Source organism: Escherichia sp. AM3 (assembly GCF_032029835.1).
GTDB lineage: Bacteria > Pseudomonadota > Gammaproteobacteria > Enterobacterales > Enterobacteriaceae > Escherichia > Escherichia coli.
This window is the reverse complement of the sequence record NZ_JAVUPQ010000012.1, coordinates 37,411-63,291: the sequence shown is the minus strand read 5'-3', so window position 1 is coordinate 63,291 and position 25,881 is coordinate 37,411. Positions and strand designations below refer to the sequence as shown.

Here is a 25,881-nt window from a genome sequence, read left to right as displayed (position 1 = left end):
TACCCTTATATCAAAGGTAAAGATTTCCCGGGAGGTGACTATGATTGCCAGCAAATTCGGTATCGGCCAGCAGGTCCGCCATTCCCTGTTAGGTTATCTCGGAGTGGTCGTGGATATCGACCCGGTTTATTCGCTCTCTGAACCGTCGCCTGATGAGCTGGCGGTGAATGACGAGCTTCGCGCCGCTCCGTGGTATCACGTGGTGATGGAGGACGATAACGGCCTACCGGTTCATACCTACCTGGCTGAAGCCCAGCTAAGTAGCGAATTGCAGGATGAACATCCTGAACAGCCATCCATGGATGAGCTGGCGCAGACCATCCGCAAACAACTCCAGGCCCCGCGTCTGCGTAACTGATCCCTGAACGAATCCCCGGAAGGTTTTTGCCTTCCGGGGATTTTTTATTTGGCCAGGCCCAGGCGAGGGATCTCAATAGCCGGGCAGCGATCCATCACCACATTTAACCCGGCATCCCGTGCCAGTACTGCCGCTTGCTCATTAATCACCCCCAGTTGCATCCAGAGGGTTTTCGCGCCAATGGCGATAGCTTCCTGCGCCACGCCCCACGCAGCTTCTGAATTACGGAAAACATCGACCATATCGACTTTTTCCGGAACGTCTGCCAGCGTGCCATACCCCTGCTGGCCCAGCAGCGTTTTGCCGGCAACTTTTGGTGAAACCGGAATGACGTGATACCCCTGGTCGAGTAGATATTTCATCACGCGATAGCTGGGACGATCGGGTTTGTCGCTTGCCCCCACCAGCGCAATGGTGTGAGTGGACGTTAAAATACCTGCAATATCGGTTTCTTTCATTATTTCCTCCAGACTGTTTAACAAAGTGTACGACAAAGCCGACATGCCAACCATGCAGCTAATACGAATGAATGAGAGCAAAAGCGGGAAATATGTCTATATGTTAGTAAGTATGATTAAAGAAAAATTTTGACACATTATTATTCGGGCGGTCTTTTGACAGGAGCTACCTATGAAAACCGGCATCGTGACCACCTTGATTGCATTATGTTTGCCGGTATCCGTTTTTGCCACCACGCTGCGGCTTTCAACCGATGTCGATCTTCTGGTACTCGACGGCAAGAAGGTTTCCAGCTCTCTGCTGCGCGGTGCGGACAGCATTGAACTGGATAATGGACCGCATCAGTTAGTGTTTCGCGTTGAGAAGACGATTCATCTTTCCAATAGTGAAGAACGGCTGTATATCTCCCCACCGCTGGTGGTCAGTTTTAATACCCAGCTCATCAACCAGGTCAATTTTCGCCTGCCTCGCCTGGAGAATGAGCGGGAAGCTAACCATTTTGATGCCGCGCCGCACCTTGAATTGTTGGATGGCGATGCGACGCCAATTCCGGTAAAGCTGGATATTCTCGCCATTACCTCAACGGCAAAAACGATTGATTATGAGGTCGAGGTTGAACGCTATAACAAATCCGCGAAACGCGCTTCACTACCGCAATTTGCCACGATGATGGCAGATGACAGTACGCTGCTTTCGGGTGTTTCCGAGCTGGATGCTATTCCACCGCAGTCTCAGGTGCTCACAGAACAACGGCTGAAGTATTGGTTTAAACTGGCTGACCCACAAACGCGAAATACTTTCCTGCAGTGGGCGGAAAAACAACCATCTTCCTGAGATTTTTGTGCCTGTGCGCAGGCTTTTTCGGTCTTTATCTTGCAGCGATAAGTGCTTACAGTAATCTGTAGGAAAGTTAACTACGGATGTACATTATGGAACTGACGACTCGCACTTTACCTGCGCGGAAACATATTGCGCTGGTGGCACACGATCACTGCAAACAAATGCTGATGAGCTGGGTGGAACGGCATCAACCGTTACTGGAACAACACGTACTGTATGCAACAGGCACTACCGGTAACTTAATTTCCCGCGCGACCGGCATGAACGTCAACGCGATGTTGAGTGGCCCAATGGGGGGTGACCAGCAGGTTGGCGCATTGATCTCAGAAGGGAAAATTGATGTATTGATTTTCTTCTGGGATCCACTAAATGCCGTGCCGCACGATCCTGACGTGAAAGCCTTGCTGCGTCTGGCGACGGTATGGAACATTCCGGTCGCCACCAACGTGGCAACGGCAGACTTCATAATCCAGTCGCCGCATTTCAACGACGCGGTCGATATTCTGATCCCCGATTATCAGCGTTATCTCGCGGACCGTCTGAAGTAATATTGCACAGGTGGCAAACGCCACCTGTTTCTTACGGTTTTCTCGCCACCGGCACATCCAGATTTTTCAGTATTTCCACAAAGGGAGAGGGATTCTCTTTGTTAAACAGTGCCCATACCCGATGGCGTGCCCGGGTCAGCGCCACGTACATTAACCGCCGTTCTTCAGCGTCCGGGAAATCCTCAACCGGTGGCAGTAGCGCCTCTTCCATAATCGACTCCCGCGCCGCAGCCGGAAAACCATCACTTCCCTCCTGCAAGCCAACGATGATGACGTAATCCGCCTGTTGCCCTTTGCTGGCATGAATGGTCATAAAGTCGATTTGCAACTTCGGCCAGCGTGTTGCCGCTTTTTCCAGGCTGGCAGGCCTCATGTGATGGTAACGCGCCAGGATCAGAATGCGCTCTTCCGGTTTGGCATAACCAGAGAGCTTATCCAGCAAAGCGTCAAGTTGACTCTCATCCAATAACGTGACGGCTTTTTTGTCTCCATTGGTTAAGCTGTTTAGCGGCTTTTTCAGCTGGCCTGGGTTCTGCTGAATAAACCGGTTTGCCACCTCACCGATACGACTGTTAAAACGGTAAGTCGTGTCTAAATCACAGCGTTCGCCTTCACCAAAGTTTTCATGGAAAGCGGTGGTGAGCGACATTTGCGCACCGCTGAATCGGTAAATCGCCTGCCAGTCATCACCAACAGCGAACAACGTCGTCTGACTGTTTTGCTTGCGTAATGCCGCTAACAACGCTGCCCGCTGCGGCGAGATATCCTGAAATTCATCAACCAGAATATGCTTCCACGGGCTGATAAAGCGACCTTTCTCCAGAATCACAATCGCCTGATGAATAAGGCCCGAAAAATCGACAGCGTTTTCTGCCTTCAGCGCACCTTTCCAGGCTTTTAATAACGGGGCCATCAACTTGATACGTTTACTGAACAGATCGCGAATCTCTTCGGGTGCACTGGCAATCATTTCTGCCTGTGCACCACCGTGCATCCGCATCAGACTTACCCAGCGATCGAGGCGAGAGGCAAGGCGACGCTGTAATTTTTCATCATCCCAGAAGTTACCTTCTGGCACTGACCACTGCATTTCTTCCGTCAGCCATTGCCGCCAGCCCTTCGCCTGCGCTTTCTTTTCGCTGCATTGCTTGCGCCACTCAGCAATAAAGAGTTCATGACGGGCAGCGGTATCATTTTCCAGTTTGCTGACTATCGGAACTTTTTTGCTGCCCTGCTGAATAATATGCAGCGCCAGCGCATGAAACGTGCGTGCGGTAATGTCTTCGGTATGTAGCCGTTCGCGAATCCGCTCGTCCATCTCTTCAGCGGCTTTGCGACCAAACGCCAGCAATAAAATTTGCTCAGGGGACGCTTCACCACGCGCCAGCAACCAGCCTGCACGGGCCACCAGCACCGACGTTTTTCCGCTTCCTGCACCTGCCAGCACTAACAGAGAATGCTCGCCATTAACGACTGCCCGGGCCTGCGCCGGATTCAGCGGTGAAGACTCGACCTGGCGGAAAAAATCCGCATACTCGGTAAGCATGGCTTCGGTATACGCCTGGTTATGCTGCAACCGAGCGCTTTCAATATCTTTCAACCAGGCCTGACATTTACGCCACGCCTCACGGCAGTTATCGAATTCTTCCAGTCGGTTAACCGGCAACGGCAACGCCGACAAAGCCTGGCGGATTTGTTGCTGAACGCCAGAGGTTTGCTCACGCGTCAGCCATTTATTTTCTCCAGTGCGCGTGGCAATCAAATCCAGTTGCTGGCGTAAAACACCAGACGCAATTTCGCTCATCTCGCCACTCCACCGCCGCCAGTGAGCATCAAGATGATGGTAAAAACGCTGCGTCTCGCCCCATTCGGTGCCGTGCAGACGCACCACTTTTTCGTCCGGCAGTACAAATTCCAGCTCGCCCCATACCAGACCGCGCTTACAGTGAATCGCCAGTAATTGATTGAAAGGAATAAGGTATTCGTGGCGATCGCCGGAGACTTTAATCCCGGCATTGAGGATCACCGCCCGATCGTAAGGGTGCTGTGCCAGACGTTTTCCAAGCGTTGTCGCTTTCAGTTCCATGACTCTGTAGATCCACACGAAATTATTTCTTATCAGTGTAACCGTCAGAGAAAACGTGCTCCAGCCCAAAAAAACGTTACAATTGCCGCCCATTACTGAAAACCACAGTAAAGCGAGGTTTTATGCGTACCGTTTTGAACATTCTGAACTTTGTGCTTGGCGGATTTGCCACCACTCTGGGCTGGCTGTTGGCGACTCTGGTCAGTATTGTGCTGATTTTTACCTTACCGCTGACACGATCCTGCTGGGAGATCACTAAACTGTCTCTGGTGCCTTATGGCAATGAAGCTATTCATGTCGATGAACTGAACCCGGCTGGCAAAAATGTGCTGCTGAATACTGGCGGTACGGTATTGAATATTTTCTGGCTGATTTTCTTTGGCTGGTGGTTATGCCTGATGCACATTGCAACGGGTATCGCACAATGTATTTCAATCATTGGCATTCCTGTCGGCATTGCGAACTTTAAAATTGCCGCTATTGCACTATGGCCGGTTGGTCGTCGCGTGGTATCGGTAGAAACAGCGCAAGCTGCGCGTGAAGCCAATGCACGTCGTCGTTTTGAATAATCCACTAATATGGCCTTTATGCTAAGTCCTTTGCTCAAACGCTATACCTGGAACAGCGCCTGGCTGTATTACGCGCGTATTTTTATTGCGCTTTGTGGAACCACAGCGTTTCCGTGGTGGCTGGGTGATGTAAAACTGACGATTCCGCTAACGCTGGGGATGGTGGCAGCGGCGCTGACCGATCTCGATGACCGACTGGCGGGACGTTTGCGTAACCTCATCATTACGCTGTTCTGCTTTTTTATCGCCTCGGCCTCAGTAGAATTGCTGTTTCCCTGGCCCTGGCTATTTGCGATTGGCTTAACGCTCTCTACCAGCGGCTTCATTTTGCTCGGCGGTCTGGGTCAACGCTATGCAACAATTGCCTTCGGTGCATTGCTGATCGCCATTTACACTATGTTGGGAACATCACTGTATGAGCACTGGTATCAGCAGCCGATGTATCTGCTGGCCGGTGCCGTCTGGTACAACGTCCTGACACTTATTGGTCATCTGCTGTTCCCGGTCCGCCCGCTGCAGGACAACCTGGCGCGTTGCTATGAACAACTGGCGCGTTATCTTGAGCTCAAGTCGCGCATGTTTGATCCTGATATTGAAGATCAAAGCCAGGCACCGCTGTACGATTTGGCTCTCGCCAACGGTCTGCTGATGGCGACATTGAATCAGACGAAACTCTCGCTGCTGACCCGCTTACGTGGCGATCGTGGTCAACGGGGAACGCGTCGCACGCTGCATTATTACTTTGTCGCACAGGATATTCACGAGCGTGCCAGCTCTTCTCATATTCAGTATCAAACATTGCGTGAACATTTTCGCCACAGCGACGTGCTGTTCCGTTTTCAGCGGCTGATGTCGATGCAGGGCCAGGCGTGCCAGCAACTGTCACGCTGTATTTTGTTGCGTCAGCCTTATCAACATGATCCGCATTTTGAGCGCGCTTTTACGCATATTGATGCTGCGCTGGAGCGGATGCGCGATAACGGCGCACCCGCCGATTTACTCAAAACACTGGGATTTTTGCTGAACAATTTACGCGCCATTGATGCCCAACTGGCAACAATTGAATCAGAACAGGCCCAGGCACTACCCCATAATAATGACGAAAATGAGCTCGCTGATGACAGCCCGCACGGGTTGAGTGATATCTGGCTGCGTCTTAGCCGTCACTTCACGCCGGAATCCGCCCTCTTCCGTCATGCGGTAAGAATGTCGCTGGTGTTGTGCTTCGGCTACGCCATCATTCAGATAACCGGAATGCATCACGGGTATTGGATCTTGCTGACAAGTTTGTTTGTCTGCCAGCCAAACTATAACGCCACGCGCCACCGCCTGAAGTTAAGGATTATTGGTACGCTGGTAGGTATCGCCATTGGCATTCCTGTGCTGTGGTTTGTGCCATCACTGGAAGGGCAGCTGGTGCTGCTGGTTATTACCGGCGTGCTCTTTTTTGCCTTCCGTAACGTGCAATACGCTCATGCAACGATGTTCATCACACTTTTGGTGCTACTGTGTTTTAACTTACTGGGTGAAGGTTTTGAAGTAGCGTTACCTCGCGTAATCGATACGCTGATTGGTTGTGCCATTGCGTGGGCGGCAGTGAGCTACATCTGGCCTGACTGGCAGTTTCGCAATCTGCCGCGCATGCTCGAACGCGCCACAGAGGCCAACTGTCGGTATCTCGATGCCATACTGGAGCAATACCATCAGGGGCGTGATAACCGTCTGGCGTATCGTATTGCCCGCCGCGATGCACACAACCGTGATGCTGAGCTGGCGTCGGTGGTATCAAATATGTCCAGCGAGCCGAACGTTACCCCGCAAATTCGCGAAGCCGCGTTTCGGTTGCTGTGCCTTAACCATACGTTTACCAGCTATATCTCAGCCCTCGGTGCTCACCGGGAGCAGTTAACTAATCCTGAAATTCTGGCGTTTCTTGATGACGCAGTTTGCTATGTTGATGACGCGTTACATCATCAACCTGCTGATGAAGAACGCGTCAATGAGGCATTAGCTAGCCTGAAACAGCGGATGCAGCAACTTGAACCACGGGCAGACAGCAAAGAACCTCTGGTCGTACAACAAGTTGGATTATTGATTGCATTACTGCCTGAGATTGGTCGTCTGCAACGCCAGATTACTCAAGTTCCGCAGGAAACTCCTGTTTCGGCGTAAGAGAGTCAGCCCATTCTGCAAGCTCCTGGCGGCATGCCACCGGGAGCGCAGCTTCATGAATGCCGATAATGGCACCTTCAAGCATAAACAGAATCTTTTCTGTCACCAGACTGTTTTGCTGCCGCAGTCGCAACCAACACATTTTTGCCCCAAGTATACGTAACGCCCGTACATCCTTAATCCCCACCTCCCCGAGAATCGCTTCCAGATGAAAAGACATATTGGGCAAATCTTTCAGTCTTTCCCGGGTATTGCGCGTGCTTTTCTCTTTCAGCGCTGCATCGAGAGAATATTTCGACAGACGCACCAGCTTCAGTTGATTTCGCCATAGACTTTCATCAACCCGATAGTAATTGAGGGTAACGGATCGGCCACACTTTTTATATGTCAGCCAGACAGGCGGATGTTTTACACAGTACTGTGCACTTTGCTCACAAGCCCGAAGATACAACTCACCATCAGAAACCATCGCAAACACCGTGTCGTCAACGGTCAGGCTGTAACTGCCAAACAATGATCGGTATTCAATTGTGCCCAACGTTGCCAGGTATTCTTGTGATTTATAGATCCGCTTATAGGAGAGGCTTTTCATAAAATTCCTTTTAAAATCATAACATAAAAGAATGATTCACATTAACGGATCCGTTAACTACGAAAATAGGCAACTTATTCTTAAGGGGCAAGATTAATTTATGTTTTCCCGTCACCAACGACAAAATTTGCGAGGCTCTTTCCGAAAATAGGGTTGATCTTTGTTGTCACTGGATGTACTGTACATCCATACAGTAACTCACAGGGGCTGGATTGATTATGTACACTTCAGGCTATGCACATCGTTCTTCGTCGTTCTCATCCGCAGCAAGTAAAATTGCGCGTGTCTCTACGGAAAACACTACAGCCGGGCTTATCAGTGAAGTTGTCTATCGCGAAGATCAGCCCATGATGACGCAACTTCTACTGTTGCCATTGTTACAGCAACTCGGTCAGCAATCGCGCTGGCAACTCTGGTTAACACCGCAACAAAAACTGAGTCGGGAATGGGTTCAGGCATCTGGGCTACCCTTAACGAAAGTAATGCAGATTAGCCAGCTCTCCCCTTGCCACACTGTGGAGTCAATGGTTCGCGCTTTACGCACGGGCAATTACAGTGTGGTGATCGGTTGGTTGGCAGATGATTTGACTGAAGAAGAGCATGCTGAACTTGTTGATGCGGCAAATGAAGGTAACGCTATGGGGTTTATTATGCGTCCGGTAAGCGCATCCTCTCACGCCACGAGACAACTTTCCGGGCTAAAAATTCACTCTAATTTGTATCATTAAGTAAATTTAGGATTAATCCTGGAACTTTTTTTGTCGCCCAGCCAATGCTTTCAGTCGTGACTAATTTTCCTTGCGGAGGCTTGTCTGAAGCGGTTTCCGCGATTCTCTTCTGTAAATTGTCGCTGACAAAAAAGATTAAACATACCTTATACAAGACTTTTTTTTCATATGCCTGACGGAGTTCACACTTGTAAGTTTTCAACTACGTTGTAGACTTTACATCGCCAGGGGTGCTCGGCATAAGCCGAAGATATCGGTAGAGTTAATATTGAGCAGATCCCCCGGTGAAGGATTTAACCGTGTTATCTCGTTGGAGATATTCATGGCGTATTTTGGATGATAACGAGGCGCAAAAAATGAAAAAGACAGCTATCGCGATTGCAGTGGCACTGGCTGGTTTCGCTACCGTAGCGCAGGCCGCTCCGAAAGATAACACCTGGTACACTGGTGCTAAACTGGGCTGGTCCCAGTACCATGACACTGGTTTCATCAACAACAATGGCCCGACCCATGAAAACCAACTGGGCGCTGGTGCTTTTGGTGGTTACCAGGTTAACCCGTATGTTGGCTTTGAAATGGGTTACGACTGGTTAGGTCGTATGCCGTACAAAGGCAGCGTTGAAAACGGTGCATACAAAGCTCAGGGCGTTCAACTGACCGCTAAACTGGGTTACCCAATCACTGACGACCTAGACATCTACACTCGTCTGGGTGGTATGGTATGGCGTGCAGACACTAAATCCAACGTTTATGGTAAAAACCACGACACCGGCGTTTCTCCGGTCTTCGCTGGCGGTGTTGAGTACGCGATCACTCCTGAAATCGCTACCCGTCTGGAATACCAGTGGACCAACAACATCGGTGACGCACACACCATCGGCACTCGTCCGGACAACGGCATGCTGAGCCTGGGTGTTTCCTACCGTTTCGGTCAGGGCGAAGCAGCTCCAGTAGTTGCTCCGGCTCCAGCTCCGGCACCGGAAGTACAGACCAAGCACTTCACTCTGAAGTCTGACGTTCTGTTCAACTTCAACAAAGCAACCCTGAAACCGGAAGGTCAGGCTGCTCTGGATCAGCTGTACAGCCAGCTGAGCAACCTGGATCCGAAAGACGGTTCCGTAGTTGTTCTGGGTTACACCGACCGCATCGGTTCTGACGCTTACAACCAGGGTCTGTCCGAGCGCCGTGCTCAGTCTGTTGTTGATTACCTGATCTCCAAAGGTATCCCGGCAGACAAGATCTCCGCACGTGGTATGGGCGAATCCAACCCGGTTACTGGCAACACCTGTGACAACGTGAAACAGCGTGCTGCACTGATCGACTGCCTGGCTCCGGATCGTCGCGTAGAGATCGAAGTTAAAGGTATCAAAGACGTTGTAACTCAGCCGCAGGCTTAAGTTCTCGTCTGGTAGAAAAACCCCGCTGCTGCGGGGTTTTTTTTGCCTTTAGTAAATTGAACTGACTTTCGTCAGTTATTCCTTACCCAGCAATGCCTGCAGATCCTGCTTCAGAGAAGACATTTTATTCGCGTATTTCTCTTTGTTTTCCGCATCTTCAATCAGCTGAACAATCGTTTCAGAAAGCGTTTTACCGCGACGCTGCGCAAGACCAGCCAGACGTTGCCAGACAATAAATTCCAGATCGATCGATTTTTTGCGCGTATGCTGGTGTTCCGCATTAAAATGGCGCTTTCGTCTTGCCCGAATGGTTTGCTTCATGCGATTGACCAGTTCCGGATTCATATGCTTGTCAATCCAGCCATTTACCAGCACGGGTTCATTTTCCAGCGAGAGCAACACATCGACGGCTTCCTGGGCGGCACTGGCTTCTATGTAACGGGTGATTAACTCCCCTTCGCGATGCTTCTTAACCAGATACTTCCATTTCCAACCGCTTTCAAGATTTTCAAGTTGTTGATATTTCATAGCGATCTCAATGTTACCGTGTAACTCTTTACAGAATATCAGCTTTTTAGGCCAGTGAAGAAAAGAATCTCCATCCTGTGAGCTTTAACGCCCATGCCAGGAGTATTGTCGGTGCTTTCTACGTGTGCTGTAGTGCCGGTTACGGTATAATCGCGGCTTTGACAACAGACTAAAAAACATCAACTTTGACCATTACGAAACTTGCATGGCGTGACCTGGTTCCTGATACCGATAGCTATCAGGAAATATTTGCTCAGCCACATTTGATTGACGAAAACGATCCTTTATTCAGTGATACTCAACCGCGGCTGCAATTTGCGCTGGAGCAGTTGCTGCATACGCGAGCATCCTCCTCTTTTATGCTGGCGAAGGCCCCGGAAGAGTCTGAGTATCTGAATCTTATTGCCAATGCCGCGCGTACGCTACAAAGCGATGCAGGCCAACTGGTGGGCGGTCACTATGAGGTTTCCGGCCACTCCATCCGCTTACGTCACGCAGTGAGTGCAGATGATAATTTTGCGACTTTAACGCAAGTTGTCGCTGCCGACTGGGTAGAAGCGGAGCAACTCTTTGGCTGCCTGCGCCAGTTTAATGGCGACATTACCCTGCAGCCTGGTCTGGTGCATCAGGCAAATGGCGGTATTCTCATCATCTCTTTGCGTACACTGCTGGCGCAACCTCTGCTGTGGATGCGGCTGAAAAATATCGTTAACCGCGAGCGTTTTGACTGGGTTGCGTTTGATGAGTCGCGCCCTCTCCCCGTCTCTGTGCCTTCGATGCCATTGAAGCTGAAAGTCATTCTGGTAGGCGAACGCGAATCATTGGCTGATTTCCAGGAGATGGAGCCAGAGCTTTCAGAGCAGGCTATTTATAGCGAATTTGAAGATACTCTGCAGATTGTCGATGCGGAGTCAGTAACCCAGTGGTGTCGCTGGGTGACATTTACCGCCAGACATAATCACTTACCTGCACCGGGAGCGGATGCCTGGCCGATACTTATCCGCGAAGCAGCACGCTACACCGGTGAACAAGAAACACTTCCGCTTAGCCCGCAGTGGATCCTCCGCCAGTGTAAAGAGGTCGCCTCCCTGTGTGATGGCGACACCTTCTCCGGCGAGCAGCTAAACTTAATGCTGCAGCAGCGTGAATGGCGCGAAGGTTTCCTCGCTGAACGTATGCAGGATGAGATCCTTCAGGAGCAAATCCTGATTGAAACCGAAGGCGAACGCATCGGGCAAATTAACGCCCTTTCGGTCATTGAATTTCCGGGTCATCCACGCGCTTTTGGCGAACCTTCTCGCATTAGCTGCGTTGTGCATATTGGCGATGGTGAATTCACCGACATCGAACGCAAAGCGGAGCTTGGCGGCAATATCCATGCGAAAGGGATGATGATCATGCAAGCGTTCCTGATGTCGGAACTACAGCTTGAGCAACAGATCCCCTTCTCAGCATCGCTGACATTTGAGCAGTCATACAGTGAAGTTGATGGAGATAGTGCCTCGATGGCTGAACTCTGCGCCCTGATAAGCGCCCTCGCCGATGTGCCGGTGAATCAGAGTATCGCTATCACAGGTTCAGTCGATCAGTTCGGTCGCGCCCAGCCGGTCGGTGGTTTAAATGAGAAAATCGAAGGCTTCTTTGCTATTTGCCAGCAACGTGAGTTAACCGGGAAACAAGGTGTCATTATCCCCACAGCTAACGTTCGCCATTTAAGTCTTCACAGTGAACTGGTGAAAGCGGTAGAAGAAGGCAAATTCACCATCTGGGCAGTAGACGATGTGACTGACGCACTGCCGTTATTATTAAATCTGGTGTGGGATGGCGAAGGCCAAACGACGCTGATGCAAACCATCCAGGAACGTATCGCGCAAGCATCGCAACAGGAAGGACGTCACCGTTTTCCATGGCCATTACGTTGGCTGAACTGGTTTATTCCGAACTGATCGGACTTGTTCAGCGTACACGTGTTAGCTATCCTGCGTGCTTCAATAAAATAAGGCTTACAGAGAACATGGTAGATAAACGCGAATCCTATACAAAAGAAGACCTTCTTGCCTCTGGTCGCGGTGAACTGTTTGGCGCTAAAGGCCCGCAATTGCCAGCACCGAACATGCTGATGATGGACCGTGTGGTCAAAATGACCGAAACGGGTGGTAAATTCGACAAAGGGTATGTTGAAGCAGAACTGGATATCAATCCGGATCTGTGGTTCTTCGGATGCCACTTTATTGGCGATCCGGTTATGCCGGGATGCCTGGGCCTGGACGCAATGTGGCAGCTGGTAGGGTTCTACCTCGGCTGGCTGGGCGGCGAAGGTAAAGGCCGCGCGCTGGGCGTTGGCGAAGTGAAATTCACTGGTCAGGTACTGCCGACAGCGAAAAAAGTGACCTACCGTATTCACTTTAAACGCATTGTTAACCGTCGTCTGATTATGGGCCTGGCGGATGGCGAAGTGCTGGTTGATGGTCGTCTGATCTATACCGCCAGCGACCTGAAAGTCGGTCTGTTCCAGGATACGTCTGCCTTCTGATTATAATCAGACAGAGTATCAAAAGGCGAAACCTCCGCAATGCGGAGGTTTCTTTTTAAAGAGACAGAATCAGGCCATTACTACCCTGTCCGCCATGGCTTCTCGCCAGCCTCCCAGCCATTGTGACCTTTGATTCAGCGTCTGATAGGGACACATTTCTTTTGAGTGTCCGGCGATGCCGGCCTGATAACCACGTTGATGTGCCCGTTCCAGGCGATCTCGTTTTTGTCTCTTCATGCCTCGTTTCCCTCATACTGGTTTCTGGTGGAAAAGAAAACAGTGATTACTAAATGTGCAATCACAGTTAAGCAATACCGCGAATCATAACTGCCGTCAATGCGCAAAATTCACGCCACTGTCATATTTGTGAGCTACACGGGCATGTCGGTTGTACAAAAAATGTGAAGAGGAACAAATTTTTCCGCACGTTAGAGACAAAAAAACCGCCTCAGGCAACATACCGGAGACGGTTATATTTACAAATCTTTATAATTAAGGTAGACGCTTTATCTCTTGTGCAATAGAAGCGGCTTCCTGACTCCAGACACCGGCCAGCACTTTAACCATCTCATCGTAACCATCCTGAGTTTGCACTCCTTCCAGACGGAACGGACGTTTGATCAGTTGTCCCTGGTGGTTCAACAGCCACTCACCACTGACAATGACCTTGCCATCATAGCGACCGTTAAACTCCGTTACGGTAACATTGAGCGTGTCCTGGGCGCTTCCCAGAGGCTGGGAGGCAACCACCCAGCCGGGCAGTTGCGTACTCAGGTTGGCAACCAGGGTGTTGCGCAACTGTTGATCCAACGGGCTGGCCCACAAGTTGTTGTTGGCAATCACATACTTCACATCACTGGTTTGATAAACCACACCATTCCCCGCCAGATAGTCAGGAACAGTGACCTGCTCTACCCATAACAGACGATTGCCCTGGCTGGCGGTACTTTGTGTACCGCTCTGCACCACAGGTAACTGGTAATAGTTTTTATTAATTTCGCCGGAGCTGCATCCGGCCAGCCACAGTGCTGCAATCGTCACTAGCCACTTTTTCATTGTTTCGCCCTCTTCGGCTCTGGATCTTTTTTGTCCTTCGCTTCAAATACCAGCGCGTTACTCTTCTCATTGAGCGTTTTCAGCACCGGTTGCAGTTCTCGCAACACCTGATCAAGGCGCTGCATATCCGCCACCATCTTGTTGTAGGCTGCGGAGCCAGGCTGGAAGCCCTGCATGCTGCGATTCAATTCACGCAACGTTGACTGCATATCCGTCGGCAACTGCTGCATCGACTGGCTAGCGAGGATCTTGTTCATGCTATCCAGCGTCGTTTGCAGGTTTTTCATTGTGCGCTGACTTTCAGAAAGCGTACTGGTTGCCTGTTCAATCATCGGATTCAATGGCAGTTTGTTGATCTTATCCAACGCTTCCATCAGTCGTTGCTGGATTTGCGCCAGGCCGCCGCTAACGGTCGGGATAATCTGATAACCATTAAATTCACGAATACCGGTTATTGCAGGCGTATTTGGATAGAAATCGAGATCAACATACAGTGCACCAGTGACCAGGTTTCCGGTTTTCAGCGATCCGCGTAAACCACGTTTCAACAATTCGCCAAGGTGCTCAACAACATCCGCATTTTCGCCAAGCTGCATTTTCAGCCGCTCTGGCTCGATACGAATCAGTACCGGAATACGGTAATCATCGTTAAATGTCTGACGCATATTCGGCGCAAAGAATGGCACTTTGCTTACGGTACCCAGGCGAATACCCCGGAACTCTACCGGAGCTCCCGGTTGCAGACCGCGTACCGAATCTTTAAAGAACATCAGATAATCAATGTGATCGGTGTACAACGAATCCTGAATGCTCTTCTGATCATCATACAAAACGAAAGCTGTTTTCGGTGCCACTGGCTGCCCTAAATCCAGACCTTCCGGCACATCAAAGCTGACACCGCCACTCAGCAGCGTTGTCAATGAGCCCATCTCCACACGCATCCCTGCTGACGTCAGATCAACCGCAATGCCACTATCTTTCCAGAAGCGAACATTGTTGGTCACCAGTCGGTCATAAGGTGCATTGATGAACAGTTGATAGCTGATATTGCGTTTTTGTGTATCGAAGGTGCTGGTTTCAACCGAACCTACCCGATAGCCACGGAACAGCACCGGATCTCCTGGCGAGAGCTGCCCGGCTTTTTTGCTATCGAGAATCACACGGATACCTTTCGCATCAGGCGGGGCCAACGGTGGCGAGTCCAGCAAATCGTATTTATCCATTTTGCTGCCTTTCGCGCCTGGCTGCAGTTCGATATAAACTCCAGACAGCAGCGTTCCCAGGCCGCTAATCCCTTCGCGACCAATCTGCGGTTTCACCACCCAAAAGACGGTGTCTTTATGCAGCAATTTTTCCATACCGGAATTCAGCCGCGCTTTGATTTCAACGTGCGTCAAATCATCAGCCAGTGTGGCGCTTTCAACCACGCCGACGTCAACGCTACGGCTTTTAATGGTGGTTTTGCCACCTTCAATTCCTTCCGCATTCGCGGTGATCAGGGTCACTTCCGGTCCCTGATGGCTGTAATGATAAAAAAGAACCCAGGCCCCAATGAGCGCCGTGACGATAGGAAATATCCACACGGGAGACCAGTTCTTCACTTTCTGGATTTTGGCTTCCCCATTATTAGATTCCATACTGTCAGGACTCCTCATGCTCTGATTCAGGTTGACGATCCCACGACAAACGCGGGTCAAACGTCATAGCAGAAAACATTGTCATTATGACGACTAAAGCAAACATTAATGCACCCATTGCCGGATAAATACTCATTAAACCTCCCATACGCACCAGCGCCGAGAGCACCGCGATAACGAAAACGTCAATCATCGACCAGCGGCCTACAAACTCAACAACTTCATAAATCAAATGCATTCTTTCACTGTCGCGCTTGCCATGCCCTTTAGCATCCCAACACAGCCACGCGATGGCGATCATCTTTAACGTTGGCACCATAATACTGGCCAGAAAGATCACCGCAGCGACGGGATAAGAGCCTTCGCTCCATAACAGAATGACCCCAGCGAGAATCGTCGACGGCATCTTCGAGCCTAATAAATCCGTCACCATGATGGGCAAAATATTAGCCGGAAGATACAGCATGATGGACGTTACAAGCAGCGCGAGTGTCCACTGCAGGCTGTTTCTACGCCGAACGTACCCTTTGGTACTACAACGCGGGCACACGGGTTCATCAGCAGGAAGGATTGCCGTACAACAGGAGCACGAACGCAGCCCCTGACGTATCCCCGTGACGCCTGGTTTTAGCGGCTGGCGCAGTTCTGGCATCGGGGCGATGTCGTCCCATAACCAGCGACGATCAACGCACTGAAAAGCGCGCAGTTGCAGGACACAAAATAAACACCAGGGGAGAAAGCTGCTGCCTACCCCAATGCTGCCGTAAGCCATCAGTTTAACGAAACTGACCAGCACACCAGCGAGGAAAATCTCCGCCATTCCCCAGGTTTTGAGTTGAAAAAGCACCCGTGCCAGTTGCTCTTTTAAACGGACCGGTAATTCCGCGCGATTCACCAGTAACAGAATGGTTATCAGACAAAACGCGGGAACCAGTTGCACAAACAACAGGAAAAAGGTGCCGAGGCTGGCGTAGTCCTCAGAAAAAAGCACGCCGGGAATTTCCAGTAATGTAATTTCACTGGTAACTCCTGCAACGTTCATATTCACAAAAGGAAACAAGTTGGACAGCAACAGCATGAACAGTGCAGCCAACGCATAGGCGGTGGGACGCTGCCGAGGGGCATCCCACGCCACGGTTAACGTTGTGCCACACCGGGGACATGCCGCTTTCTGACCATGCTCAAGGCGCGGTAACGCCACCAGCATGTCACACTGCGAGCACAGGATGTGCTTCGCGGCATGATGATGTTCGCACATTGGTACTCCTTAATGATGCGCTATTTTACAGATGACTAACAAAGTGTTGGTTTTCATGCCTGATAAACCCAGTTCATCAGGCAATTTTACCGTTGTCAGCTGTCTCTGTTTAAATCGACTATTTTGCGATCAGCCACCATTTTTTAACGCTTCAAGATACTCCCAGCGTTCAAAGGCTTGCTCCAGCTCCTGCTCTGCAGCAGCCATATCAGCAAGCACTTTTTGCGTCTGCTCATGCGGCTGACTGAAGAAGGAAGCATCCGCCACTTGCGTCTGTAGGGCTTCCAGCTTCGCCTCCAGATCTTCGAGCAATTGCGGTAGCTGCTCCAGTTCGCGCTGCAATTTATAGCTTAGTTTGCTACTGCTGCGTTTTACAGTTTCTGCTTTTGCCGCGGCGGCTTCTTCGGTTTTTTTCACCGCAGGCTGTTTGAGCGCCACATACTGCTCTTGCTGACCACGGGCATCATGATAACCGCCGACATAACGACCAATTTTACCGCCGCCTTCGAAGATCCAACATTCTGTAACGGTGTTATCGACAAACTGACGATCGTGGCTAACCAGCAATACCGTGCCCTGATAGCTGTCGATCAGTTCTTCCAGCAGTTCCAGCGTTTCGACATCAAGATCGTTGGTCGGTTCGTCAAGAATCAATAAGTTGCTTGGTTTGAGGAACAAACGCGCCAGCAGCAAGCGGTTCCGCTCACCGCCAGAAAGCGCACGTACCGGCGTCATCGCCCGTTTCGGATGGAACAGAAAGTCCTGCAAATAGCCCAATACGTGGCGTGGCTTGCCGTTAACCATCACCTCTTGCTTACCTTCGGCAAGGTTATCCATCACCGTTTTATCGGGATCCAGTTCCGCGCGGTGCTGATCGAAATAAGCCACTTCCAGTTTGGTGCCAACGTGAATACGCCCGCTGTCCGCTTGAAGCTGACCGAGCATCAGTTTTAGCAGCGTGGTTTTGCCGCACCCATTCGGACCAATCAGGGCAATTTTGTCGCCACGTAGAACCTGGGCAGAAAAATCTTTCACCAGTTGCTTACCGTTAACCTGGTAGCAAACGTCTTCCATTTCGAAAACGATTTTACCGGAGCGGCTGGCCTCTTCCACCTGCATCTTTGCGGTACCCATCACTTCGCGACGTTCACCACGTTCGCGACGCATCGCTTTCAGGGCGCGTACGCGGCCTTCATTACGGGTACGGCGTGCTTTGATCCCCTGGCGGATCCACACCTCTTCCTGCGCCAGTTTGCGATCGAACTCGGCATTTTGTAATTCTTCCACGCGCAGGGCTTCTTCTTTTTCCAGCAGGTACTGGTCGTAATTCCCTGGATAGGTCACCAGCTTGCCGCGATCGAGATCAACAATGCGCGTCGCCATATTGCGGATAAACGAACGGTCGTGGGAGATGAAAATAATCGTCCCGTTGAAAGTTTTCAAAAACCCTTCCAGCCAGTCGATGGTTTCAATATCCAGGTGGTTTGTCGGTTCATCAAGCAACAGCACGCGCGGATTACTCACCAGCGCGCGTCCTAATGCCGCTTTACGCAACCAGCCGCCGGAAAGCGACGACAGCGCAACGTTAGGATCTAACCCCAGTTGCGCCAGCACTTCGTTGATGCGGTTTTCCAGCTGCCACAGGTTGTGGTGATCCAGCTGTTCCTGAACCTTCGCCAGTTCGTTGAGATTTTTCTCGCTCGGGTCGTTCATCACCAGGCGCGAAATATCGTGATAGCGTTTCAGATATTCCGCTTGTTCTTCAATGCCTTCGGCAACGAAATCATAAACGCTACCCTCAACGTTACGCGGCGGATCCTGTTGCAGACGCGCTACAATCAAATCTTGCTCGTAAATAATGCGACCGTCATCCAGCCCTTGTTCACGGTTGAGGATTTTCATTAACGTCGATTTGCCTGCGCCGTTGCGGCCCACCAGACAAACACGTTCGTTATCTTCGATATGCAGTTCTGCGTTATCGAGAAGCGGCGCGTCGCTGAACGACAGCCATGCGCCATGCATACTGATTAATGACATTACTATTCCTTTCAGGCTGCGGTAATCAGCCAGCAGTTGTGGATCTGGCGGTTACGGGCGAAATCCTGGGAGAGCGTTTTTTGCGTAATTTCTTGTGCTTTCAGTCCCAGTTTTGCCAGGCCGTCGAGATCCATACGGAAGCCACGTTTGTTGTTCGAGAACATGATCGTCCCACCTGCACGCAGCAGACGTTTCAAATCTTTCATCAGCGCCAGATGATCGCGCTGAACATCAAACGCATCTTCCATTCGTTTTGAGTTAGAGAAGGTTGGCGGATCGATAAAGATCAGATCGAACTGTTCATTTGCCTCACGCAGCCACGCCAGGCAATCGGCCTGAATCAGGCGATGCGCACGCCCGGTCAGGCCATTCAGACGCAGGTTGCGTTCTGCCCATTCCAGATAAGTACGCGACATATCCACGGTGGTGGTGCTGCGTGCACCGCCTAATCCCGCATGCACGGTGGCGCTGCCGGTATAAGAGAACAGGTTGAGGAAATCTTTGCCTTTGCTCATCTGACCGAGCATACGACGGGCGATGCGGTGATCGAGGAACAGACCAGTATCGAGATAATCCGTCAGGTTCACCCACAAGTGAGCGTTATATTCGGTAACTTCAAGAAACTCGCCCTTCTCGCCCAGTTTCTGGTATTGGTTTTTGCCCTTCTGGCGTTCACGGGTTTTCAGCACCAGTTTGTTTGGCGCAATCCCCAGTACCGAAATGGTTGCAGCGATAATATCGAACAGACGCTGACGCGCTTTGTGAGCATCAATAGTTTTTGGCGGCGCATACTCCTGCACCACCACCCAGTCGGCATAACGGTCAACGGCAACGTTATATTCTGGCAGATCGGCGTCATACAGGCGGTAACATTCAATCCCTTCCTGGCGAGCCCACTTCTCGAATTTTTTGAGGTTCTTACGCAGGCGGTTGGTGTAGTCTTCCGCTACCATCGCCGGTTTGCTGTCTGGAGTGCTTTCGGCAACGTGGTAATTTTTCTGTACGCAGTCCAGCGGGCCGTTTTTCGCCTTGTACTGTTTGTCTGCACGCAGCTGCAAGCAGCTTAGCAGATCCGGCGAGGCACTAAACAAAGAGAGATTCCAGCCACCAAACTGGTTTTTCATGATCCGACCCAGCAGGCTATGCAGCGCAATCAGCGCCGGTTCGCTGTCCAGACGTTCCCCGTATGGCGGGTTGCTCAACACTGTGCCGTACGGCCCTTTCGGCAGCGGATTGGTCAGTTGCGCGACATCTTTCACCTCAAAGGTGATCAGTTCACCAATCCCCGCAAGACGGGCGTTAGTGCGTGCACGTTGAATCACCCGTGCGTCGCTGTCCGAACCGTAAAAATGAGAGCTATACTCAGCCAGGCCTTTACGGGCGCGAGTTTGCGCTTCCGCTTTCACTTCCTGCCAGATAGCTTCATCATGCTGCGCCCAGCCGCTAAAGCCCCAACGCCCACGGTGCAAGCCTGGTGCGCGATCGGTCGCCAGCATCGCTGCTTCAATCAGCAACGTACCGGAACCACACATCGGATCGAGCAGCGGTGTTCCTGGCTGCCAGCCGGATCGCATCACAATAGCGGCTGCCAGGGTTTCTTTGATCGGCGCAATACCAGCACGATCGCGATAGCCACGCAGATGTAAACCATCACCACTCAGATCAAGAGCGATACTGGCGGTTTCTTTATGCAGCCAGACGTTAACGCGGATATCCGGCGCATCGCGATCAACATTTGGACGCGGCAGATTTTTCCGCGTGAAAGCATCGACGATCGCGTCTTTCACTTTCATCGCGCCGTACTGACTGTTGCGGATGGTGTCATTCAAACCACTGAAGTGGACAGCGAAGGTCGCGCCAGGATTAAACATCTCTGTCCAGTTGATCGCCTGAACACCGAGATAGAGGTCTAAATCGCTGTAAACCTTACACTCGCCCAGCGGCAACATAATACGCGAGGCCAGGCGGCTCCACATCAGGCTCTGGTAAACAAGCCGTGTGTCGCCCTTGAAATGGACCCCACCCTGAACCACCTGGCATTCAACGGCCCCCAGGTTTTCCAGTTCAGTTTTTAACAGCTCTTCCAGCCCACGGGCCGTACTGGCAAACAGAGAATTCATATCGTCACTTTTACTCTAAGAGCCTACCGCAGTAGGCGTAATTGTTGCAGTCAGTCTGGACATGGACAGCGCGGAGAAACCGGAGCGTACACAAGTACGTGAGGATTTCGAGCATAACCCAGGGCCAAACTGACAAATAAAATAGCCTAATGGGACAGGCGCTAAGAAAATTGTTGCGCATTATAGCTAATAAGCGCGTCATGTCATAAAGTTGAGGGCTTATTTTCATTTGAGGACCGCACCGTGGCGACATTAATCCGGCTTTTTATTCATCCTGTTAAATCGATGCGCGGCATTGGTCTTACACATGCTCTGGCAGATGTCAGTGGTCTGGCCTTCGATCGCATCTTTATGATCACGGAACCTGACGGTACGTTTATTACCGCTCGCCAGTTTCCCCAGATGGTACGGTTTACTCCTTCACCTGTGCATGATGGCTTGCATCTCACCGCACCAGATGGCAGTAGCGCATATGTTCGTTTTGCTGATTTCGCCACACAAGACGCACCAACCGAAGTTTGGGGCACACATTTTACCGCGCGAATTGCGCCAGACGCGATCAACAAATGGCTAAGTGGATTTTTCTCCCGCGAAGTGCAATTACGCTGGGTGGGGCCACAAATGACCCGGCGCGTGAAACGCCACAACACTGTACCTCTGTCATTTGCTGATGGCTATCCTTACCTTCTTGCTAACGAAGCCTCGTTACGTGATCTCCAACAACGTTGTCCGGCCAGTGTAAAAATGGAGCAATTCCGCCCCAATCTGGTGGTTTCCGGCGCGTCAGCCTGGGAAGAAGATCGCTGGAAAGTGATTCGCATTGGTGATGTGGTGTTTGATGTGGTTAAACCTTGTAGCCGCTGTATTTTCACCACCGTCAGCCCAGAAAAAGGGCAAAAACATCCGGCAGGCGAACCATTAAAAACATTGCAATCTTTCCGCACTGCCCAGGATAACGGCGATGTCGATTTTGGTCAGAATTTAATTGCCCGTAATAGCGGCGTGATTCGCGTTGGCGATGAGGTGGAAATTCTGGCAACGGCTCCGGCAAAAATTTACGGCGCAGCTGCCGCTGATGATACCGCCAACATCACGCAACAACCGGACGCAAATGTAGATATTGACTGGCAGGGACAGGCATTTCGTGGAAATAACCAACAGGTGTTGCTGGAGCAATTAGAAAATCAGGGAATTCGTATCCCTTATTCTTGCCGCGCGGGCATTTGTGGAAGTTGCCGTGTTCAGCTTTTAGAAGGCGAAGTCACGCCGCTGAAAAAATCAGCAATGGGCGATGATGGCACCATTCTTTGCTGTAGCTGTGTACCGAAGACTGCACTTAAGTTGGCGCGTTAGACTGCCTGTTCGAAGCTGAAGCTGTCAACATTAACCTGCGGTTTCAGCCTGTCGTTCATGATTTTAATGGCGTCGCCCAACTGCATCGCGCGACCCGCAATAACAACGCAGGGTTGTGCCAGCAGGCATAGTGCGGCATTTTCGCCAGATTCAACGACCAGCAAATTGACCTGCTCGTGAGTATCGCTCAACCAAACGCAGGCCGCATCGCCCGGCATGGGCACCCACATTTCACCATGGGAAACAAAATGCCAGCTTTTCGGCATTTGCGGTTTGAGATAGCGAATTGCTACCAGTGCATTCAGCACCAGTTCGGCTTTTTGTTCTTTAGATAAATTAAAATCGCGGCACTTTTCTTCAAAAGAGAAATAGAGCGCGGCGTCGTCAACGCAAAAGCCTGCGGGAGAAAAGGCATCTGGAGTCAACATCTTGCGCGCAAAACGTGAGCGAAATAGCATACCATTGGCTAAATCGAGCATCATTCGATCGTGCTCTTCATCGTAATACCAACGCCAGTTATCGTCTGGTTTAATTCGCATCTGCCTCTCCCCTACCCTATAAAACCGCAGCAACACAATCCATTGTCGCTTCGCTTAATAACCTCAACAATAAAAGTACAAAATGTCTAAATAAGCAACAGAGATGAATATAAAACAACCAGGGCTGAAAATAAAGCCCTGATTATCTTATAAAGAGGAATTCGAAGAAATAATTAGATATGGGTAACGATTTCTTTAATCAGCGGCGGACCTTTAAAAATAAAACCAGAATAAATTTGCACCAGTGAGGCACCCGCAGCAATCTTTTCACGCGCAGCGATAACCGAGTCGATGCCGCCAACACCGATGATCGGTAAGCGACCGTTTAATTCCAGTGACAAGCGGCGAATAATTTCGGTGCTTTTTAACTGAAGCGGACGACCACTTAAGCCACCGGTTTGATCGCAATTTTTCATTCCCTGAACAAGAGAACGATCGAGTGTGGTATTGGTTGCAATAACGCCATCAATATTATGGCGAACTAAACTATCGGCAACCTGGATCAATTCTTCTTCAGAAAGATCCGGCGCGATCTTCACTGCGATCGGCACATATTTATGGTGCATCGCTTGCAAATCATTTTGCTTATTTTTAATCGCGGTTAAGAGATCATCCAGCGCTTCACCATATTGCAGCGTGCGTAATCCTGGGGTATTCGGCGATGAAATATTGATGGCGATATATCCCGCATAGGCATAGATTTTTTCCATACAAATCAGATAGTCATCTTTGCCCTGCTCCACTGGCGTATCTTTATTTTTGCCGATGTTAATACCCAGGACGCCGTCATAATGGGCCTTTTTTACGTTCTCTACGAGGTTATCAACGCCAAGATTATTAAAGCCCATACGGTTGATCAAACCTTCGGCATCTACCAGACGAAAGAGACGCGGCTTGTCATTACCTGGCTGTGGACGTGGCGTGACGGTACCGATCTCGATCGATCCAAATCCCATCGCGCCTAACGCGTCAATGCACTCCCCGTCTTTATCAAGACCGGCTGCCAGACCAAGCGGATTTTTAAACGTCAGGCCCATGCAGTTAACAGGTTTCGCAGGCACTTTCTGCCGCACCAGTGCTTCAAACGGCGTTCCTGTAATACGGCGTAATTGCTGAAAAGTAAACTCATGAGCGCGCTCTGGATCGAGCTGGAAAAGGGCTTTACGAACGAAGGGGTAGTACATGAACTCTCCTGGATTCCCGGTGTGCAAACCGGGGGCGTATTATGTGCGAGTTCGGACCAAAAGGGAATTGACCTGCGGCAAAAAAAACGCAAACGTTTTCCGAACCTGTTTCAGGGCAGATTTTGCTCCTTCTTTGCACTCAACCCGCCGTAATCATTTATCGCCCGCCAGGCGACATGACACGGTGCGATTGCCTGACACCAGCTTGTCTGACGCTGGCTTTTAGGCGGCACAACTCCCACATTACTTAACGCTTTACCATTTACACTCACCTGAATCAGGTTAATGTAATAAGGCGTTGGGTTAGTGAGTTGTACACCCTGCGAATTCCGTGTCCAGCGTAATTGTTGATAAGCTTCCAGCGGGTCGCCCGGCAAACCTTCGGGTCGCCAGAACAGTTTAAATACCGAGCGCATCGCCACTTTTACGCTCTGATTTTCAACTTTGCCGGATGGCACGCTGGCAATGCTTAACTCAAATAGCGTTTCGCGATCAACAGGCAAGATGTCGCTTTCCGTTCTCAGCAAGCGCAACGTGCCTGTCGTACCGGGCTTCAGGAGAATAAGTGGCGGAGCGGCCAGTAATGGTGCTGGCACTGTCGACGCTTCCCCCCCGGCCCAACGCGTTGGGCGGTTGATTTTACTGTTAATAAGCCAGGATTCCTGACTGGTATTAGTCAGTAAAATAGATATCGATTCTCTGTCTGCCGGAAAGATAAATCGCGTTCCGCCGACCACCACTCCTGCCTGCAATTCACCCGCCACCAGCAGCGATAAAACGGCGAAAATCAAGAGCGCCAATCTGTTCCACGTATTAATCATAATGAAGTACAAATGTCGCGCTGGCATTCACTTTACCCGACTGCACATCGCTATTGACAGGTCGCAATTGCGCATAAAAAGTTAATGGCACCTTACCGCTATGTAGGCTGTAGTCTTTACTCGCCTGGTTAAGCGGAATCAATATCTTCGCATCATCCAGAATCGCAATTGCCAGCCCGCTGGCTGCATCCGTACCACTTTCAATGGACAACATTTCGCTCTGCACTCCGTCGGGGGTTCCTGAAAAGGTGACGTCAACCGTGCTGACATCTGTTCCGCAATCCTGCAAATTAATGATGAAAGATTTCTCCGGGCCATAATTCCCATGAGAAAAACGTGTCAGCGAGACATCGCCTAACTGCACATTGATTTGCTTGCTATCCTGTGCCAGCACGCATGTATTACGGCGAAACGATCCGCTAATGTTGACCGTGCCATCATGGGCAAATAGCTCACAGCCCCACGTTAATCCCAATAAGAACAGAATCCAGATTATCCGTTTCAACATCACTCCTTCACTGGTAAACCAGATCAAAATAGAGAACCGCCGTCGCATTACCGCCCGTTGCTCCCGCCTTTGTGGACTTATAACGAAGTTGATATTTGAGTGTGTTATCCCCGGCTTTTAAGGGCGTAAGAGGCTGGACCTGATTGAGCGGGATTTCTTGCTGACTTTGCGCATCAAGAATTTGCACGGCAATCCCCGTTGCCATACCACCGCTTCCGCCTGTGTCAGTTAGTTTGAGCAGTGTCGGCGCAAGGGTGTCAGCCTCGCCGCTAAAAAGGACGTCCGCGCCAGTAATACCAGCGGCACAACCGGTGATATCGATATTCAAATCAGCAGCAGTGCTTACGGTATTCGCGGCCTGAAAATCACTGATATTAAAATCACCAATATGAATATTTTGTAATGCACTTTTGGTGGCGACATCACAGCCCTGATCGACCACATTCCCATAAATATGCATACTAACTTGTTCAGGCCCAGCCATCCCGACATGGATGTTAAGAATGCTAAAGAACAAGATAACGCACTGAAATATCGTTTTTTTCTTCATACGTTCAC

The 25,881-nt window shown here is 50.5% G+C and carries 25 protein-coding genes; 10 read left to right on the top strand and 15 right to left on the bottom strand.

Annotation, left to right across the window (positions count from 1 at the left end; translation table 11 throughout):
* The first annotated feature begins 40 nt into the window (after positions 1-40).
* A complete protein-coding gene (hspQ, locus tag RTW80_RS07710) occupies positions 41-358 on the top strand; it encodes a heat shock protein HspQ (RefSeq protein ID WP_001295356.1) in 318 nt (105 codons plus the stop codon).
* A 44-nt stretch (positions 359-402) separates the two neighbouring features.
* Here hspQ and RTW80_RS07705 read toward each other — a convergent pair whose 3' ends face one another.
* A complete protein-coding gene (locus RTW80_RS07705) occupies positions 403-816 on the bottom strand; it encodes a CoA-binding protein (protein ID WP_000665217.1) in 414 nt (137 codons plus the stop codon).
* A 172-nt stretch (positions 817-988) separates the two neighbouring features.
* On the opposite strand from RTW80_RS07705, the gene RTW80_RS07700 reads away from it, so the two are divergent.
* Together RTW80_RS07700 and mgsA are read left to right on the top strand one after the other, a co-directional pair.
* Positions 989-1,651: a DUF2057 family protein gene (locus RTW80_RS07700; RefSeq protein WP_000847785.1), complete on the top strand. Its 663-nt coding sequence runs from the start codon at positions 989-991 to the stop codon at positions 1,649-1,651.
* A 95-nt stretch (positions 1,652-1,746) separates the two neighbouring features.
* Positions 1,747-2,205 carry a methylglyoxal synthase gene (gene mgsA / locus RTW80_RS07695; RefSeq protein ID WP_000424181.1) on the top strand — a complete coding sequence of 153 codons (459 nt, stop codon included), beginning with the start codon at positions 1,747-1,749 and terminating at the stop codon, positions 2,203-2,205.
* A gap of 31 nt (positions 2,206-2,236) precedes the next feature.
* Here the strand turns inward: mgsA and helD are convergent, their stop codons facing one another.
* Positions 2,237-4,291: a DNA helicase IV gene (helD, locus tag RTW80_RS07690; protein ID WP_001295354.1), complete on the bottom strand. Its 2,055-nt coding sequence runs from the start codon at positions 4,289-4,291 to the stop codon at positions 2,237-2,239.
* Between the two features lie 122 nt (positions 4,292-4,413).
* Here helD and RTW80_RS07685 point away from each other — a divergent pair, with 122 nt between their 5' ends.
* On the top strand, positions 4,414-4,860 hold the full coding sequence (locus tag RTW80_RS07685; protein WP_001261235.1) for a YccF domain-containing protein: 447 nt from the start codon (positions 4,414-4,416) through the stop codon (positions 4,858-4,860).
* 9 nt (positions 4,861-4,869) lie between these two features.
* Entirely contained in the window at positions 4,870-7,032 is a 2,163-nt protein-coding gene (gene yccS / locus RTW80_RS07680; protein ID WP_000875061.1) for a YccS family putative transporter, read from the top strand.
* Here yccS and sxy read toward each other — a convergent pair.
* Positions 6,995-7,624, bottom strand: coding sequence for a CRP-S regulon transcriptional coactivator Sxy (gene sxy / locus RTW80_RS07675; RefSeq protein ID WP_000839152.1), 630 nt, complete (start codon positions 7,622-7,624; stop codon positions 6,995-6,997). The two genes, yccS and sxy, sit on opposite strands and share 38 nt — an antisense overlap.
* A gap of 218 nt (positions 7,625-7,842) precedes the next feature.
* On the opposite strand from sxy, the gene sulA reads away from it, so the two are divergent.
* Together sulA and ompA are read left to right on the top strand one after the other, a co-directional pair.
* Positions 7,843-8,352: an SOS-induced cell division inhibitor SulA gene (sulA, locus tag RTW80_RS07670; protein WP_000288710.1), complete on the top strand. Its 510-nt coding sequence runs from the start codon at positions 7,843-7,845 to the stop codon at positions 8,350-8,352.
* Positions 8,353-8,708: 356 nt separating this feature from the next.
* Positions 8,709-9,749, top strand: a complete 1,041-nt coding sequence (gene ompA / locus RTW80_RS07665) for a porin OmpA (protein ID WP_000750416.1) — start codon at positions 8,709-8,711, stop codon at positions 9,747-9,749.
* 75 nt (positions 9,750-9,824) lie between these two features.
* On the opposite strand, the gene matP is transcribed toward ompA, so the two are convergent.
* Positions 9,825-10,277: a macrodomain Ter protein MatP gene (gene matP, locus RTW80_RS07660; protein ID WP_000877161.1), complete on the bottom strand. Its 453-nt coding sequence runs from the start codon at positions 10,275-10,277 to the stop codon at positions 9,825-9,827.
* A 185-nt stretch (positions 10,278-10,462) separates the two neighbouring features.
* On the opposite strand from matP, the gene RTW80_RS07655 reads away from it, so the two are divergent.
* Both RTW80_RS07655 and fabA read left to right on the top strand, forming a co-directional pair.
* Positions 10,463-12,223: a Lon protease family protein gene (locus tag RTW80_RS07655; protein WP_000156518.1), complete on the top strand. Its 1,761-nt coding sequence runs from the start codon at positions 10,463-10,465 to the stop codon at positions 12,221-12,223.
* A 68-nt stretch (positions 12,224-12,291) separates the two neighbouring features.
* Positions 12,292-12,810, top strand: coding sequence for a 3-hydroxyacyl-[acyl-carrier-protein] dehydratase FabA (fabA, locus tag RTW80_RS07650; RefSeq protein ID WP_063119280.1), 519 nt, complete (start codon positions 12,292-12,294; stop codon positions 12,808-12,810).
* Positions 12,811-12,879: 69 nt separating this feature from the next.
* Here fabA and rmf read toward each other — a convergent pair whose 3' ends face one another.
* From rmf to rlmKL, 6 genes are all read right to left on the bottom strand, one after another.
* On the bottom strand, positions 12,880-13,047 hold the full coding sequence (rmf, locus tag RTW80_RS07645; protein ID WP_000828646.1) for a ribosome modulation factor: 168 nt from the start codon (positions 13,045-13,047) through the stop codon (positions 12,880-12,882).
* A 255-nt stretch (positions 13,048-13,302) separates the two neighbouring features.
* Complete coding sequence (gene pqiC / locus RTW80_RS07640; protein WP_000759120.1) at positions 13,303-13,866, bottom strand: membrane integrity-associated transporter subunit PqiC; 564 nt, start codon at positions 13,864-13,866, stop codon at positions 13,303-13,305.
* Positions 13,863-15,503 (bottom strand): intermembrane transport protein PqiB, encoded by a 1,641-nt coding sequence (gene pqiB / locus RTW80_RS07635; RefSeq protein WP_000445533.1) that lies wholly within the window; start codon positions 15,501-15,503, stop codon positions 13,863-13,865. Before pqiB ends, pqiC begins: the two co-directional genes overlap by 4 nt.
* Before the next feature lie 4 nt (positions 15,504-15,507).
* Entirely contained in the window at positions 15,508-16,761 is a 1,254-nt protein-coding gene (pqiA, locus tag RTW80_RS07630) for a membrane integrity-associated transporter subunit PqiA (protein ID WP_000333176.1), read from the bottom strand.
* A 129-nt stretch (positions 16,762-16,890) separates the two neighbouring features.
* Positions 16,891-18,798 (bottom strand): ABC transporter ATP-binding protein, encoded by a 1,908-nt coding sequence (locus tag RTW80_RS07625; protein ID WP_000053099.1) that lies wholly within the window; start codon positions 18,796-18,798, stop codon positions 16,891-16,893.
* An 11-nt stretch (positions 18,799-18,809) separates the two neighbouring features.
* Positions 18,810-20,918, bottom strand: coding sequence for a bifunctional 23S rRNA (guanine(2069)-N(7))-methyltransferase RlmK/23S rRNA (guanine(2445)-N(2))-methyltransferase RlmL (gene rlmKL / locus RTW80_RS07620; RefSeq protein WP_001086539.1), 2,109 nt, complete (start codon positions 20,916-20,918; stop codon positions 18,810-18,812).
* Positions 20,919-21,161: 243 nt separating this feature from the next.
* Here rlmKL and ycbX point away from each other — a divergent pair, with 243 nt between their 5' ends.
* Entirely contained in the window at positions 21,162-22,271 is a 1,110-nt protein-coding gene (gene ycbX / locus RTW80_RS07615; protein ID WP_000212426.1) for a 6-N-hydroxylaminopurine resistance protein YcbX, read from the top strand.
* Here ycbX and zapC read toward each other — a convergent pair.
* From zapC to RTW80_RS07590, 5 genes are all read right to left on the bottom strand, one after another.
* A complete protein-coding gene (gene zapC, locus RTW80_RS07610; protein WP_001338438.1) occupies positions 22,268-22,810 on the bottom strand; it encodes a cell division protein ZapC in 543 nt (180 codons plus the stop codon). The two genes, ycbX and zapC, sit on opposite strands and share 4 nt — an antisense overlap.
* Before the next feature lie 173 nt (positions 22,811-22,983).
* A complete protein-coding gene (gene pyrD, locus RTW80_RS07605) occupies positions 22,984-23,994 on the bottom strand; it encodes a quinone-dependent dihydroorotate dehydrogenase (RefSeq protein WP_001295352.1) in 1,011 nt (336 codons plus the stop codon).
* 110 nt (positions 23,995-24,104) lie between these two features.
* On the bottom strand, positions 24,105-24,842 hold the full coding sequence (locus tag RTW80_RS07600; protein ID WP_162521310.1) for a fimbrial chaperone: 738 nt from the start codon (positions 24,840-24,842) through the stop codon (positions 24,105-24,107).
* A complete protein-coding gene (locus RTW80_RS07595) occupies positions 24,808-25,323 on the bottom strand; it encodes a fimbrial protein (protein WP_000919497.1) in 516 nt (171 codons plus the stop codon). Before RTW80_RS07595 ends, RTW80_RS07600 begins: the two co-directional genes overlap by 35 nt.
* Before the next feature lie 7 nt (positions 25,324-25,330).
* Entirely contained in the window at positions 25,331-25,873 is a 543-nt protein-coding gene (locus RTW80_RS07590) for a fimbrial protein (RefSeq protein ID WP_000730614.1), read from the bottom strand.
* Positions 25,874-25,881: the final 8 nt, after the last annotated feature.

Excerpts from the sequence above, each read along its gene's own strand:
- pyrD (WP_001295352.1), bottom strand. The coding sequence starts at position 23,994 with ATGTACTACCCCTTCGTTCGTAAAGCCCTTTTCCAGCTCGATCCAGAG.
- RTW80_RS07700 (WP_000847785.1), top strand. The coding sequence starts at position 989 with ATGAAAACCGGCATCGTGACCACCTTGATTGCATTATGTTTGCCGGTA.
- RTW80_RS07685 (WP_001261235.1), top strand. The coding sequence starts at position 4,414 with ATGCGTACCGTTTTGAACATTCTGAACTTTGTGCTTGGCGGATTTGCC.
- RTW80_RS07705 (WP_000665217.1), bottom strand. The coding sequence starts at position 816 with ATGAAAGAAACCGATATTGCAGGTATTTTAACGTCCACTCACACCATT.
- mgsA (WP_000424181.1), top strand. The coding sequence starts at position 1,747 with ATGGAACTGACGACTCGCACTTTACCTGCGCGGAAACATATTGCGCTG.
- sulA (WP_000288710.1), top strand. The coding sequence starts at position 7,843 with ATGTACACTTCAGGCTATGCACATCGTTCTTCGTCGTTCTCATCCGCA.
- RTW80_RS07600 (WP_162521310.1), bottom strand. The coding sequence starts at position 24,842 with ATGCCAGCGCGACATTTGTACTTCATTATGATTAATACGTGGAACAGA.
- fabA (WP_063119280.1), top strand. The coding sequence starts at position 12,292 with ATGGTAGATAAACGCGAATCCTATACAAAAGAAGACCTTCTTGCCTCT.
- pqiB (WP_000445533.1), bottom strand. The coding sequence starts at position 15,503 with ATGGAATCTAATAATGGGGAAGCCAAAATCCAGAAAGTGAAGAACTGG.
- pqiA (WP_000333176.1), bottom strand. The coding sequence starts at position 16,761 with ATGTGCGAACATCATCATGCCGCGAAGCACATCCTGTGCTCGCAGTGT.
- rlmKL (WP_001086539.1), bottom strand. The coding sequence starts at position 20,918 with ATGAATTCTCTGTTTGCCAGTACGGCCCGTGGGCTGGAAGAGCTGTTA.
- sxy (WP_000839152.1), bottom strand. The coding sequence starts at position 7,624 with ATGAAAAGCCTCTCCTATAAGCGGATCTATAAATCACAAGAATACCTG.
- ompA (WP_000750416.1), top strand. The coding sequence starts at position 8,709 with ATGAAAAAGACAGCTATCGCGATTGCAGTGGCACTGGCTGGTTTCGCT.
- RTW80_RS07590 (WP_000730614.1), bottom strand. The coding sequence starts at position 25,873 with ATGAAGAAAAAAACGATATTTCAGTGCGTTATCTTGTTCTTTAGCATT.
- hspQ (WP_001295356.1), top strand. The coding sequence starts at position 41 with ATGATTGCCAGCAAATTCGGTATCGGCCAGCAGGTCCGCCATTCCCTG.
- pqiC (WP_000759120.1), bottom strand. The coding sequence starts at position 13,866 with ATGAAAAAGTGGCTAGTGACGATTGCAGCACTGTGGCTGGCCGGATGC.
- RTW80_RS07625 (WP_000053099.1), bottom strand. The coding sequence starts at position 18,798 with ATGTCATTAATCAGTATGCATGGCGCATGGCTGTCGTTCAGCGACGCG.
- matP (WP_000877161.1), bottom strand. The coding sequence starts at position 10,277 with ATGAAATATCAACAACTTGAAAATCTTGAAAGCGGTTGGAAATGGAAG.
- yccS (WP_000875061.1), top strand. The coding sequence starts at position 4,870 with ATGGCCTTTATGCTAAGTCCTTTGCTCAAACGCTATACCTGGAACAGC.
- RTW80_RS07595 (WP_000919497.1), bottom strand. The coding sequence starts at position 25,323 with ATGTTGAAACGGATAATCTGGATTCTGTTCTTATTGGGATTAACGTGG.
- helD (WP_001295354.1), bottom strand. The coding sequence starts at position 4,291 with ATGGAACTGAAAGCGACAACGCTTGGAAAACGTCTGGCACAGCACCCT.
- rmf (WP_000828646.1), bottom strand. The coding sequence starts at position 13,047 with ATGAAGAGACAAAAACGAGATCGCCTGGAACGGGCACATCAACGTGGT.
- zapC (WP_001338438.1), bottom strand. The coding sequence starts at position 22,810 with ATGCGAATTAAACCAGACGATAACTGGCGTTGGTATTACGATGAAGAG.